Here is a 13770-nt window from a genome sequence, read left to right as displayed (position 1 = left end):
GTCTCTTGTTTTTTTGTTGGCTGCAAAGATACGAATTAATTATGAACTACGAACTATGAACTATGAATTATTTTTCGTACCTTTGCATCGCAAATGACAAGATACAATACGATTACACTGGAAAACGGCTTGCGCATCATCCACCTGCCCTCCTACTCGCAGGTGGTTTATTGCGGCATTGCCGTGAAGGCCGGCACCCGCCACGAACTGCCTGGCGAAGAGGGACTGGCCCACTTCTGCGAGCACCTGTCGTTCAAGGGCACGGAGCATCGCAGCGCCGTACAGATTATCAATGCCATCGAGGGACTGGGTGGCGAGTTGAACGCCTTCACCAACAAGGAGGACACCGTTTTCTATTGTGCCATCCAGGCCAAACACATGAAAAAAGCCGTCGATGTGCTCTGTGATATTGTGTTTCATAGCACCTATCCTCAAAACGAAGTGGAAAAAGAACGCGAAGTGGTATGCGACGAGATAGAAAGCTATGAGGATTCGCCAGCCGAACTTATCTTCGACGAGATAGAGAACATCCTGTTCGAAGGTCACCCCTTAGGTCATAATATCCTTGGCACCAGCGAACAGGTACGCCAATATACTAGCGAGGATGCTCGTCGTTTCACAGCCCGCTATTATCGTCCAGATAACTGTGTATTCTTTGCCAGCGGCAATGTGAACTTTAAGCGCCTCGCAACCTGGCTGCGCGCTAGTTGCAAAGATAATACGCATATTTCAGAAAGATCAGAAAATCTTGAGATATTAGAGAAACCGGAAAATCAGCCGGAAAGACTCCTTATCCGCCATCGCGGCACCCACCAGGCCCACGTCATCATCGGCTCGCGTGCCTATGCAGCCGACGACAAGCGCCGTTGGGCCCTCTACCTGCTGAACAACATCCTGGGCGGCCCTGGCCTCAATTCGCGCCTGAACCTGTCGCTCCGTGAGCGCAACGGACTGGTATATAGTGTAGAGAGCAGTATGGTATGCTATGGTGACACCGGCTGTTGGTGCACCTATTTCGGATGCGACCCACACGACGTGAAACGCTGCTGTCGCCTGGTACGTCGCGAACTGGACCGCCTCATCAAGAATCCGCTTAGTACCTCACAACTCCTAAAGGCCAAACAGCAGTTGCAAGGTCAGCTTGCCATTGCCAGCGACAGCCGCGAACAGTTTGCACTCGACTTCGCCAAAAACTTCCTGCATCAGGGTAAGGAGCGCGACCTCAGCGACATCATGCAACATATTGATAGTCTCACGCCGCAAGACCTGCAACAGGTGGCGCGCGATATCTTCGACCCAGAACATATCACCACACTTATCTACGAATAAGAAGGAATAAGACACAAAAAAGCCTCAGCAATGTACTGAGGCTTCTTTGTGGACCAGCCAGGGCTTGAACCTGGGACCTCCAGATTATGAGTCTGTTGCTCTAACCAACTGAGCTACAAGTCCGAGCAAAATCTTCTTTTGCGGCTGCAAAGGTACGAGATATTCGTGAAATATCCAAATTATTTGTGTAAAAAGACGTAAAACGGCATCTTTTCTTTGGTTTTTCGCTCGGTTTGCACTACCTTTGCAAACAATGAAAACAATATTCTTCCCTGACCAGACACTCAATGATGACACATACGTTGCCACCATCGGCTTCTTTGACGGTGTGCACCAAGGACATCAGTTCCTGATGGCGCAACTGCGAAAAGAGGCTGCAGAACGTGGTATGCGGTCTATGGCCATCACCTTTGAGAGTCATCCGCGCCAGGTGGTACAAGGAGGATGGAAACCAGAACTGCTGACGGACCTCCACGAGAAACTGCGCCTGCTGAAGACCACAGGTATCGACACCGTCGTGGTGCTGCGCTTCAACCGGCAGATGGCCGCTTTCTCTGCCCGCGACTTCATGCAACTGATGTATGAGCGCATGGGCGTGCGGGTGCTGCTCACAGGCTACGACAACCGTTTTGGTCATGACCGTGCAGAAGGTTTCGAGGACTACCAGTGCTACGGACGCGAACTCGGCATCGAAGTGCTGTGTGGCGACGCACTGGCTATAGGGAAGCAGAATGTGAGTTCCTCGCGCGTGCGCCAACTGCTGAAAGAAGGCAATGTAGAGGAAGCCAACTATTGTCTGGGACGTCCCTACAGCCTCGGTGGACAGGTAGTCCACGGCGAACAGATAGGACGCACCATCGGGTTCCCCACGGCTAATCTGCAACCCGATGACGACAAGCTCATCCCCATGGATGGCGTCTATGCCGTGATGGTTGATATTGACGACGAGATACGCAAGCAGGGCATCATGAATATCGGCACACGCCCCACATTCAATGGTACCAACCGTACCCTCGAGACCAACCTCCTGGAACCTATCGGCAATATCTATGGCCATCGCCTGAACATCCATTTCATCGCCCGTCTGCGTAGCGAACAGCAATTTCCCTCTGCCGATGCCCTGGCCCTCCAGATCCAGAAAGACAAAGAACAAGCAGAACAAATACTTTCAAACTATCATTTATAATCGTAAATTATGAATCTTGAACTTAAAAAGCCCCTGACCGCCATTGCCTATATCGTTGCATTCCTGGCTATACAGACTGTAGTACAACTGATAGTACTGGGTGCAGAGATGGCCATCAAGGGCGATACACCTCAACTTGACGGTATCGGTTTCCTTATCGCCATGGGCAGTTTCTCCGTGATTACCATCGCACTCTTTGCCTGGCTGAAATGGACCCCACTGAAAAGAACCTTTATCCAGTCGCGCCCCTGGACAACCCTCTTCTGGTGCTTCATCGCCTCCCTGGGTGCCATCATCCCTTCCGTATTCTTTCAGGAACAGATGCCTGAATGGTCAGATAGCATCAAGCAATACATAGAACAGACAGCCCAGACGATGCTCCAGATGATGAACACCCCTGGTGGCTATGCCGTTATCTGTCTGCTGGCCCCTGTCGCCGAGGAGATGGTGTTCCGTGGTGCTGCATTAAGAAAACTGCTGGAATGGAAGCCAGAGCGCCGCTGGCTCATGATAACCCTCTCTGCCCTACTCTTTGCCCTGGCCCACATGAATCCAGCCCAGTTTATCCATCCCTTCCTCATCGGTCTGCTCCTTGGCTGGATGTACGAGCGCACAGGCAGCATCATCCCAGGCATCATCTACCATTGGGCCAATAATACGGTAGCCTATCTGCTGGCACGCATCTACCAGGATCCCGAGGTGCGCATCACAGACATCTTCGGCTCCCAGTCGCGCGCCCTGATGGCCGTAGGATTCTCGCTGCTCATCTTCATCCCGGCCATCTACCAGTTGAACCTGTGGATGAAGAAGCACTAAAAGCAAGACATCAGATAACAGCATCAAAAAAAGCCATCCTTCGCGGGTGGCTTTTTTATTATCTTTCGAAGTTTTCTCAACTTCCAGAAAGCAACGTTTTAATCCTAAAATGAATGTTTTAATATAGAGAAAGCATAGAAATGTATCACTCCAAATAGCCTGTGGGCTTGTAGAGCGAGTCGCTCACCAACGAGTCAGAGCTATGGTCGTATGCCATAGCCGGCTCATTGCCCGTGGCTTCATATTTCAACGCATAGTCCGACTGGTCGGTCCATACCTTATCCTCTTTAAACGACTGGTTCAGCGCAGTAGTCAGCGTGATGAGGATAGCCACTACGGCGGCAGCACGCATCAGCGGACGGAAGCGCTCTGACAGCGAGATGGTGCGCGCCTTCACCTGAGGCTTCTCTTCAATCATCTGCAACATTCGCTCGTCGAAGTCATCGCCCAGCATCTCGTCCTGTTCGAACGAAGTGAAGAGCTCGCGATAGGCACGCAGGTTCTCTGGCAGCTCCTCCTCGCTCTGCTCGAAGAAAGCCTTCAGAATCTGCTCCTCCTTCAAGGTCGTCTCGGCCTCGAAGTAGCGGTCCATTAACTGTTCGATGTACTTATAATCCATATTGTTCTTGTTTCAAAAATTCTTGTTTAATTGTTTGTCGCGCCCTGAAGATATTTACCTTAACCTGTTGCTCAGTGATATTCATCACGGCGGCAATCTCCTTGTACGACTTTCCTTCGACATCTCGCAACTGCATGCAGGTGCGCTGTTTCTCAGGCAACCGATTCATCAGACCCCTTACGCGCTCCACTCTGTCGCGCTGCATAACCTGCTCTTCAGGTGTTCTGACGTTAGAGGGATGTGTGCTCACGCTGTCTTCATCTTCCAGCGACACGTTCTGGTTCTCCATCCTTTTTTGGTGGTCCAGTGCCACGTTGCGGCATATCGTCATACAGAAGGCCTCCATCGACTCTATCTGTGCCCATTGTTCGCGGCGGTTCCAGACTTTCATCATTGTTTCCTGCACCACGTCCTCAGCATCGTCTCTGTTGAGAGTGATACGAAGAGCCATGCGGAAGAGTTCATTCTTCAGCGGCAACACGTCGGTGCGAAAACTGATTTCTTTCATCCTCTCTAAATATTAAGACGATTCACTTGATAAAAAGTTACGGCAAAGTTACAGAAAAACAGCGAAAAAATAAAATTTTTCCCCATTTAAAGGCTTCGTGAATAAAAAAAATAGTATATTTGCACAGGAAATAACGATGAACAAGACTAACCTAACGAAAAAGACTATCACTATGTCATCTCTTTTTAGAATCATCTTTTTAGTACCGCTGATGCTCTGTCAGACAGTTGTATCGGCAGCAGACCAGAAAAGCACCATCAACGAGAAAGTCGACTCCGCCAAGTTGGTCCTCACTGGCGATGCCGCTTACCAATGGGTAGCCGAGCATCTGGACTCGCTGGCCAATTCCTATCTGATGAAAAGCGGTAAGATTCTTGACCCCGACAATGTACGCGAGGAGTTGAAAACGATTGGCTACAATGGACTCAATGTCACCGATTATATCATGGCAAGCCGGCAGATAGACAGCTTAGTGCTGATAAAACTCCTGACCCGTGCCGAGACAGAAGGCAACAAGACCATCTTCTTCATGATGGGCTCCACAGCAGCAGGCAAATCCACCGCCTTGAGAAACAATCCTGGCCTGAAGGAACTGGTCAACAGCGCCGGATTGGTCTATGATGGCGCCTTCATCAGCATCCCATCGTTTGAGACACGCCTGAGGATGATTCAGGACCGCGGTTTCAAAGCAAGCATCGTATTTGTACACAACGACCCAGTGACTGGCTTCACCAACATGATCAACCGCCTTATCAGGTCCAATCGTGCTATGAGCTACTATTATTATGTCTATTGCTATCCCCGTTTTCAGGGACGTATTGCCTACCTGCAGAAAGAACATCCCGATGTCACCCTCTATTGTCTGGACAACAGTCATAATAAAGGCGGCGTGCGCGTCAGCATAGAAGAGGCCCTGACATGGGACTATACCATCACCCCTGAGACAGAGCGTGCCCTCCAGGACATCATGCAGAAGTTCATCGACTCAGGCCAGATGACCCCCGCACAAATCAAAGCCCTGATAGGTCGCTAGAAGCCGCAGTTGCTCAGTTGTTCAAAAACATAGGGAATGGAGGCAAACGTATTGTCCTGCTTACCCATTCTCACCATGATAAGACGCTTATAGGGATTCACGTAAAGCACCTGTCCGCGAATGCCGTGGGCATAATAGCCAGGATACTGCGCCTTATCGGCCCCTATATTGCTCAGGTTATACCAGTTGAAGTGATAGCCGTCGTTATCCTCCGAGTAATCCGTGGTCTGCCGTATCCAGTCCTCGCCTACGATGCGTTTTCCGTTCCATACGCCGCCATTCATATAAAGACGACCTATCTTGGCCAGATCCCTCATCGAGGTTGAGATGCCGCCAAAGGCATGAGCCACCCCGTGCTTACGACTGTCGATATTGACGACGGCAGGCGACTCCATCTGTAAAGGCTGCCACACCCTCGTGCTGAGATAGTCCACATAGCGCATGCCTGTAGCCCGCTCAATGACAATCCCAAGAATCTCGGCCGTCATACTCTCATAGCGATGTTCCTTACCAGGCTCACATCTGAACTTCAGACCGCGGATCTGTTTCATCAGGTTATGGCCGTAGTTCAGTTTCGCCATCGCATTAAGACGTTTCAGGCCCTTCAACTGAAGCGAGTAGGTATCGTCGAAGTCCAGTCCGCTCCGCATGTCCAACAGGTGTCGGATGGTGAGTCTCTGCCACATAGGGTCTTTCTTCTTGAGCTCAGGCAGATAGTCAGTCACCACATCGTCCACACTCTTGATGTAGCCCTCGTACACAGCAATGCCACACATCAGCGACGTGATAGACTTCGACACAGAGAAGACCGTGCCCAACCTGTCGATGGTGATGTCGCCCTCATAATGCTCATAGACGATGCTGTCGTCATGGATGATGAGAACACCCTGCGTATCCGTCTTACCCTTCAGGGCCTCCCATAGCGTCACGTTCTTATAGCGCCTCCCCTGACTAAAGAAATGCAGGGTATCTATCCATTCTGCCTGTTGTCTGGCATAAGGAAAAGAGAAAGTCGATGTTCCGTTTGCTATAGTGTCGTGTACATGATGCTCAAAGCTATAGATATCCGGACCCGCTTTTCCATCGGCCCTATAACCTCTTATAATAGCACACGACGATAAGAGAAGGCAGCACACGCATGCCAGCGAAAATTCTTTAAGCATTATTCTTTCGATATTTCCAAACGAAGTAGAAACACAAACACAAGGCAACCAAAACAACGATGATTGTCAGAAGAAGATTATCACTTACCATTCCCACAGTCTCCGTAGGATCGGGAGCAATGTCTGCCAACTGCTGTTTACCTGAAATCACATCAGATGTTACAGTAATGGTATCCATTGTTTCAGTAGGAATTACAGAGTAAGGAACTTCAGGTTCGGGTGCAGGAACTGGAGTTTCTGAATGTGAGCGAAACAGGGAATCATTTGGGTCAATGATAATGTCTAATAATGTCATAATACAATAGTTTTAAAGGGGTTATATTCTATTAAATTGAAAATACGCTAGAAGGAGCTGCACCAATAGTCCTGTCAGGAAACTGATGGCATTACACAGGAAACTATAGATGAATGCGCGCGACAAGATACGAATGAAAAGATAGTACCATAATGCTTCTACAGCAACCACCAGCAATTCACCCATAATAATCGTCATCACGCTGCGATCAACATAAACGACGTAAAGATTCAAGGGAATATTTGTGAGAATGTTGATGACAACAGACGAGCCCAGCACCAGCCTACGACGTTCGCGTAAGAGCAACAGGACCACGAATTCTATCATGATCGTTGGCACGAGGGCAAGTAATAGCATCGGAAGTATCATCATAGGCTAAATGAAAGCTAATAAATATCCTGGAATAAGTGCAGCAGCCAGCAATCCGAAGGCCAGTCCTTCGCGCTTAGGCAGCACCACATTTGCCAGATAAAGGGTGACGGGCATCGTACAGTTGACAGCGAACAAGCCAACAAGAGCTATCACCATCTCCTGACTTCTGAACACCAAGCAGACCAGCACTAAGACGATGACCAATGCCAACATCCTGACGATGCCCAGATGATGCGCCAGCCATCCGCCAGCCATCTTTCCCAACATCGAGAGCAGCCCTATCAGAAGCACCATACTGCTGGTCCTCGACATCTCACCACTGAACGTCTCTCCCACAAAAGAGCGCAGCATGACCACAAGCATCAGAACCAACAACGACATCCATATGAACAGCTTACAGAATCGACATTCCGCCTCCTGACTATTGATGGCAGAGATGCCCGCTTTGAGGTCCAGGTGCACGTAAGCCGTTGACAACACACAGATAGTAAGCAAAACTGTATAGAGTAAAGGCCACGAGAAGAAAACAATGCCAAGGGCCAAGCCAAAAGCTCCCGTTGAGACAAAAGCACCAAGGGCACGCATATCATTACCCGTCGTAACGGCCACTTGTTTGCCTCCCCACACATGAAACAGCGAGTTTCCCATTCCCAGTAATATGGGCACCACCATCATACCCACAGTTGACAACCTGAAGCTGATAACTATCGACGTTGCCAAGACAGCCACCGTCAGCAATAGGACAGATGCCAACAGCATCCAGTGACGGCGCTTCATGCAGTCTGCCCACAATCCCGTCAACGGCTGTGTCAGAAACGCCAATATATTATAGGTAAGAAAGATGCCTACAAGATGCAACGCAGAAAATGATGATGCTATCAGGTAAAGACAGCATACGCATAATCCGTCGACCAACAAATGCAGCACGGAACATAACAGGATGGTTGCAAGTGAGAGCGGTTTTATGCGTTCCATATTACTTTGGCTTTTAATTGATAATCACGCTGCAAAGATAATTCCTATTTATTTAGTCTCCAAATTTTCAGGAGAGAAATAATAAACAGAAACTAAACAATGAGTAAACAGTCAATAAACACACGCATGTCGTCAGAACACAAAGCCAACTCCAAGGCGAATTATGCCAAGACTACCGTAGCCCAGTTCCCCAAAGAAATTAAAGGAATTACCGCCTATAGATGCACCTATTGCTGTCAGTTGGTAGGCCATACGCCATTTTATCATCTCCACGCCACCAGTTTGCTCTGGCTTTTGTGTGCTGATGTCAGGTAAAGGGTCATAAGCACTCCAATAATAATTAGCGTAGTCAAATTTGAGGTGATGACGCATCGTTCCCAAGGCTATGCGCGAATAACTGCGAATACCAGGGGTTTCATACCAAGTGTATCTTACTGATGGGGCAAAGACAAAAAAGTTACAATGCTCATTGGCATAACCATAAAGATGAGGATAGCCATAAGAACTATAGTAGTAATCGAAATCATTACTGGTGTCATAGTTATCATTCGAAACACCCCAATTGACCAGCATACCTATCTCCCATTTCCTGTTGAGTCGATAATGATATTCTATACCAGCCTGAGCAAAAGCATCGCCAAAGATATCTCCACATTCAAAGGCATTCGTTACGTCAAAATAATCCTTATACGTGCTTATCATCTTATCTTTATCGTGACTGGCCTGACATTCTCCAAATCCCACACTACCACGTATCTCATGTCTCTTATAGCGTTGGGGGAGTTGACGTGCCTGTATTGGCCTCAGAGACTCTCTTTCTGCTTCAGCCCATCGCAAAGAATCGGCCCGATAAAGCGAATCGGCCTGTGAACGCGGCGCATCGGGAGTGATGAAGAAATGGTCCTGCGCAGGCTCACTAGCGGCATTCGTCATTAGATCCACAAGAAGAGGAACGCCATATAATGCACTTAAGATTGACCAGGGGTTATTGGATTTCCGCAATACAATATCACTAAAAGCATAATTCTCTGAACTGATTTGTATATGTTGTCCGTCAAGATTGCGGCGCTTTACTTCAACAGTAGTTGGTAGAGATATGTCACGATAAACATTTTTGGAAGTAACAATATTCACATGTTCATCAACAGCACCGTCTATCTGAATCTTGGCCGATGTTCCTGATATGATTGTGGCACACGAAGAATATAGTACTGTTAAAAGCAGTAATGCTATAACCGAACAAATATGATTTGGAAGTTGATTAATTAGTTTCATGTTGCAAAGATAGGTAAAATCTTTTTCCCATGCAAATATTACTGAGACTATTTCTATAGGGACCGTAACTCTATGAGTTTGGGGTAGCAACTCAATGAGTTAGTGAGCGTAACTCAATGGTTTCCGGTTACTAAGTCATAGGTTTACGAGTCCTTAGTTCCTGACTTAGGATGCCTTAACCTATGGTTTCTGATTGGACATGATATTTCTTGCAAAAAAGGCATTTCCTCACGTTTCTACATTTGTTATTCCCATTCTTTACTCAAAATAAAAGTTTCCCAAGGAATCAATTTGTCACAATTGGAAAAATCGTCAAAGCCGTATAAAGCATTATCTTTTACAAAAATATATTCACTAGAATTTGATTTACATAGATTAGGATCAAAACTGCTCATAAAGATCAAATCGTTTTTATCTAAAGATAATAAATCTTTTGGCATATTACTTGCACATGAATTAAAATGGTTTGAACCTGTTGTATATTCGTCCAATCTATACCTATCAGAAGTTACCAGAAATGTATACGCATAAAGATATTTCTTTCTTTTACCCCAAAATTTTTCTCTTACTTTGACATATTCCGGTTCTAAGAAGTTAAGAAAAGAGTAGTCCATCCAATCCTTCCTTGTTAAATTTCTACTATCACAACGTTTTTTTAATTTAATGACATGAATTTGCCGAAGATTTTGATAGTCCTTTAATAAACCCTTTTTCTTTGCTCTTCGTACCACAAGGGATTCAAGTTTTTCAATATCTTCCTTTATGCCGAGTTTAGCCACTATATCCATGGGCTTCTGAGCATATGCCCCTATACAGCATAGATACAAAACAAATGTGAGAAATGCTTTTTTGAAAATAATTTCTGCCATATTTCTTCTGTTGTATTTAATTTATCCCTAACCTCTCCTTTTGAGGAGTGACTGTTGGTTCATTTAAAATGCCACGGGGACAGGACTGTCTTCAATCACAAATACCACATGGACTGACTACATTACTCTTTTTTATCGATAAAATCTTCCAATGGAAGTAAATGAAAATTAGGGGTATCTGGAGCGTCAGGGAATGAACGATCCAAATTATTTAGCAAAAAAATCTTTTCATCTATTACAACACAATCCATGTCTCCCCCATTATTCCAGGATTCGCGAGTGTAAAGTCTACTACGTAATCCCCCACCAAATGCAAAAGAAATCTTATTTTCTGCCACTAGACGACCTAAATCACCTACGTCATAAACTTCCATCCAATTAGGATCTTCCACAAACCCATCGCGTATACTTCCGACTAATTTCCCTTCTGAAGTAAACACCAAAGTGGAGGCACATAATAATTGTTTATACCGGAACCTAGATGTTTTTAGTTTTCCTCGAGAAAGCTGCATTTTTTTAAAAAAGAATAATCCAAATACTCTTCTTTTGTTATTGGATTGTTGGTTTTCTTATGCAAGCAAAAAAAATGCAACTGTTTTAAGTTTGAATATTGCCGATAGACAGGATACAATTTCTGCATTTTTTTTAGATTATATCTTTCCAATTCCTCAATTTCATCTTTATAGATATCCAGGCTATCAATAAAGCATATACTGTTTTGAGAATAAGTTGTCATGCAGATTGCAAATAAATAAAGAATTATAGAAAACCTCATATAGCTGATTTAATAATTGTTCGATTTACATATCTTTTTGTAAAATATCTTGGGACGATAGGTTTTGTATCCTCAAACAATTAAATGCCAAATGTGTAAGTTTGTTCCCTGATAAAGAATATCAAGACGCAAAACCAGGAACCCCATGATTTCATTTATCTCTTGGCTTTACACTCAAAACTAATTGTTTCAGATATAACCGGTTTCCCATTACAATAGATAAATCCTGAAGGAAGAAGCTCTATTTTTCCTTTATGCCCATAATTCAGCGAATAACCCTGATGAATTATTATACTAAGACTATCTCTATCGCTTATAGTTTGGAAACATCTATCTTTTAGTTCTTTATTGTTAATGTAATATCTGATTTCAGAAGCAGGAACATAGATACCATTTTTCAACATCTTTATTGAATCTACATTCACGATATAATCACCATGAAACGACAACTCAATATAATCAGCTGACATCGTATGCCCCCTCAATATGATACCACCACATTCACTTAATATTCGTTTCTCAGGATTACCATCCACAACGAATTTCGATGAGATATCACAAGAACAAATACAAAATAGTACAAAAAATAGTAGGATAATTATTCTCATTGCTTATGGTTGTATAATATAAGTTCCCAATTTCTTTTTTCTGCGACAAAGATATATCATTTATTCTTATCTACCAAAACAAATGGCTCATTTCTTTTCGCATTTGTCAGACAATACGAAAACTATTCAGCATAACAGATTGAATAATAACCAATTAGATAACTTTTAAATCAAAATACATCAAACACGTGTTTTTAGCCTTGGAAAGGCTCATATTCCTTATTTTATGCCACATCATACTGGTGCGCCAAAGAACAATCTATTTCATATCACTTCTCAATTATATTTATTTCGGATGCAAAGTTATTAAAAAGAAAGAAAAGAACCTCAAAAATTTATTTCACAAAGTTCACAAAACGTACAACTATTTTAGTTCCAATAAGTTACAGACGTAAAAACGAAAATGAATTTATAAAAGAGATTGGTAGATTCGATTTTGGCCTTACACCCCACCCAATCTCCGGAAAAGCCTTTGTACAAAGGGAAAGCGAAGGGGTTAGTGTTGCGCTAACACTAACCCCGACACTAAACCCAACACTCCCCCTAACACTACACCCTCATCGTGTTCAGGCGACCTTGAGCGGGACGACTTTGTAATAGGTTTGTCCGCCATGTGTCTTGCCCTCAAAGCCCAGTTCCTTCAAGGCCATACCCAGATGAATCTTCGTGCTGTGGTCGGCCTTGATCGTGGGATACTCCTGACGAATCAGGCTCACTATCTCGCCGCTCTTCATGCGGATGCCCTGCTCACCCTCCTTGGGCTTGCGGATACAGGCCTCCAGGACTTCCGCGATATCCTTCTGCTCCATGTAGTTGAGGTTCAGCTGCTGGATACGTGCCACCTGATCATTATTAAACCAGAAAGGCGATTTCAGTTCCAGGAGTTCATACATCACCTGCGCATAAAGCTGCTCATAGTCTATATCGCCATCATTATTGATATACTGTCCGTCTGGAATGGTGACGCAGATATATCGGCGACTGCCTGTGACGTCCGACAGGGGATGAGGATTGTTTGTAGTAGCCACGAACGAGGCATAGCGGGGACGGTCATCCTGCGAGGCGCCATAGATAGGACGTCCGTTCACCTTACTCTTTGACAGCGTCTGCTTCAGGGCTGCCTGCTGACTGGGACGGATGGCATCCAGCTCGTCAAGGTTGACTATCAGGTTGTTGGTCAGCGCCATCTCCTTATCAAACTTATTCGACAGGTTCAGATGGTCCAGGAAATACATACGCAGCTCTGGAGGCAGCAATCGGGCCACGAAGGTGGTCTTGCCGCATCCCTGACTGCCAATCAGCGTTGGCACACACTCATTGCCATGAAGGGTGTCCATCTGAAGCCAGTGGGCCACAGCAGAGCGAAGCCATACAAACAGGAACTCCATCTGCTCTGAACTGACACCTGGCAGTCGTCCGAAAAGCTTGGCTACATGGTTCTGGCCGTCCCATTTAGGCAGGTTCTTCAGGTAATGCTGAATAGGATTGAAAACCTCTACCTCGTCCGACTGCAACAGTTCCACGATGTCGGTCTTGGGACTACCCTTCTCGCTGATCTCCTCGCGCTTAGCGTGGATGATAATACTGTTAAGTGCCTTCTGCGTCAGCACGCGCCATTCTGGCTTCTCGCTAGCAGGAAGGGTTACATACTCCACCTTTCCGCTCAACTCGTTGAAACGGAACAGGTAATTGTCTTTCAGGAACTGCTCTGCGGCAAGGGTTCCCTGCTGTGAAGCTCCTAGAGCCTCACCGTGAATGGTAAGTTCTTTACTCATGGTTAATATAAATTTAAAGGTTCTGGCAATGGTTGGCTGGTAAGTGTTTCTCACAGCATCATGCCTATCAGTTTTTGCAAGTGCAAAGGTACAAAAAAAATATGCGGTTTGCAAGATTTCCCTGTCAAAAAACGCGATTTTTTTGCATATTAAATGCTCGAAAAAAGCAAAA

At 45.5% G+C, this 13770-nt stretch carries 15 protein-coding genes and 1 tRNA gene; 4 read left to right on the top strand and 12 right to left on the bottom strand.

The annotated features are described in order from the left end of the window. The first annotated feature begins 93 nt into the window (after positions 1 to 93). The gene (locus L6466_RS00720) at positions 94 to 1329 is read left to right on the top strand and encodes a M16 family metallopeptidase (RefSeq protein WP_237802381.1); all 1236 of its coding nucleotides are present in this window, start codon (positions 94 to 96) and stop codon (positions 1327 to 1329) included. A gap of 49 nt (positions 1330 to 1378) precedes the next feature. Here L6466_RS00720 and L6466_RS00715 read toward each other — a convergent pair. Next, positions 1379 to 1452 (bottom strand) — tRNA-Ile (locus L6466_RS00715). 130 nt (positions 1453 to 1582) lie between these two features. On the opposite strand from L6466_RS00715, the gene L6466_RS00710 reads away from it, so the two are divergent. Together L6466_RS00710 and L6466_RS00705 are read left to right on the top strand one after the other, a co-directional pair. Then, positions 1583 to 2515 (top strand): bifunctional riboflavin kinase/FAD synthetase, encoded by a 933-nt coding sequence (locus tag L6466_RS00710; RefSeq protein WP_237802382.1) that lies wholly within the window; start codon positions 1583 to 1585, stop codon positions 2513 to 2515. Between the two features lie 9 nt (positions 2516 to 2524). After that, a complete protein-coding gene (locus L6466_RS00705) occupies positions 2525 to 3331 on the top strand; it encodes a CPBP family intramembrane glutamic endopeptidase (RefSeq protein WP_091813332.1) in 807 nt (268 codons plus the stop codon). A 145-nt stretch (positions 3332 to 3476) separates the two neighbouring features. Here L6466_RS00705 and L6466_RS00700 read toward each other — a convergent pair whose 3' ends face one another. Next, positions 3477 to 3950 carry a hypothetical protein gene (locus L6466_RS00700; protein ID WP_091853226.1) on the bottom strand — a complete coding sequence of 158 codons (474 nt, stop codon included), beginning with the start codon at positions 3948 to 3950 and terminating at the stop codon, positions 3477 to 3479. Continuing rightward, a complete protein-coding gene (locus L6466_RS00695) occupies positions 3940 to 4458 on the bottom strand; it encodes an RNA polymerase sigma factor (protein ID WP_091853224.1) in 519 nt (172 codons plus the stop codon). Before L6466_RS00695 ends, L6466_RS00700 begins: the two co-directional genes overlap by 11 nt. Before the next feature lie 172 nt (positions 4459 to 4630). Here L6466_RS00695 and L6466_RS00690 point away from each other — a divergent pair, with 172 nt between their 5' ends. Further along, positions 4631 to 5491 carry a hypothetical protein gene (locus L6466_RS00690; RefSeq protein WP_237802383.1) on the top strand — a complete coding sequence of 287 codons (861 nt, stop codon included), beginning with the start codon at positions 4631 to 4633 and terminating at the stop codon, positions 5489 to 5491. Here L6466_RS00690 and L6466_RS00685 read toward each other — a convergent pair. The 9 genes from L6466_RS00685 to L6466_RS00645 all read right to left on the bottom strand — a co-directional run bounded on the left by L6466_RS00685 (position 5488) and on the right by L6466_RS00645 (position 13598). After that, entirely contained in the window at positions 5488 to 6654 is a 1167-nt protein-coding gene (locus tag L6466_RS00685) for a serine hydrolase domain-containing protein (RefSeq protein WP_237802384.1), read from the bottom strand. The genes L6466_RS00690 and L6466_RS00685 overlap by 4 nt on opposite strands. Next, entirely contained in the window at positions 6647 to 6949 is a 303-nt protein-coding gene (locus L6466_RS00680) for a hypothetical protein (protein ID WP_237793689.1), read from the bottom strand. Before L6466_RS00680 ends, L6466_RS00685 begins: the two co-directional genes overlap by 8 nt. A 21-nt stretch (positions 6950 to 6970) precedes the next feature. Beyond that, positions 6971 to 7288, bottom strand: a complete 318-nt coding sequence (locus tag L6466_RS00675) for a hypothetical protein (RefSeq protein WP_237802385.1) — start codon at positions 7286 to 7288, stop codon at positions 6971 to 6973. 36 nt (positions 7289 to 7324) lie between these two features. Then, positions 7325 to 8296, bottom strand: a complete 972-nt coding sequence (locus L6466_RS00670) for an MFS transporter (protein WP_237802386.1) — start codon at positions 8294 to 8296, stop codon at positions 7325 to 7327. 132 nt (positions 8297 to 8428) lie between these two features. Then, the gene (locus L6466_RS00665) at positions 8429 to 9571 is read right to left on the bottom strand and encodes a hypothetical protein (RefSeq protein ID WP_237802387.1); all 1143 of its coding nucleotides are present in this window, start codon (positions 9569 to 9571) and stop codon (positions 8429 to 8431) included. Positions 9572 to 9816: 245 nt separating this feature from the next. Then, a complete protein-coding gene (locus L6466_RS00660) occupies positions 9817 to 10440 on the bottom strand; it encodes a hypothetical protein (protein ID WP_237802388.1) in 624 nt (207 codons plus the stop codon). Positions 10441 to 10562: 122 nt separating this feature from the next. After that, positions 10563 to 10832, bottom strand: coding sequence for a hypothetical protein (locus L6466_RS00655; RefSeq protein ID WP_237802389.1), 270 nt, complete (start codon positions 10830 to 10832; stop codon positions 10563 to 10565). 538 nt (positions 10833 to 11370) lie between these two features. Further along, entirely contained in the window at positions 11371 to 11823 is a 453-nt protein-coding gene (locus tag L6466_RS00650; RefSeq protein WP_237802390.1) for a hypothetical protein, read from the bottom strand. A gap of 566 nt (positions 11824 to 12389) precedes the next feature. Further along, complete coding sequence (locus L6466_RS00645) at positions 12390 to 13598, bottom strand: VapE domain-containing protein (RefSeq protein WP_091853219.1); 1209 nt, start codon at positions 13596 to 13598, stop codon at positions 12390 to 12392. Between the last annotated feature and the right edge of the window lie 172 nt (positions 13599 to 13770).

Source organism: Prevotella communis (assembly GCF_022024175.1).
Classification (GTDB): Bacteria; Bacteroidota; Bacteroidia; order Bacteroidales; family Bacteroidaceae; genus Prevotella; species Prevotella communis.
This window is presented reverse-complemented; position numbering and strand designations above follow the sequence as displayed.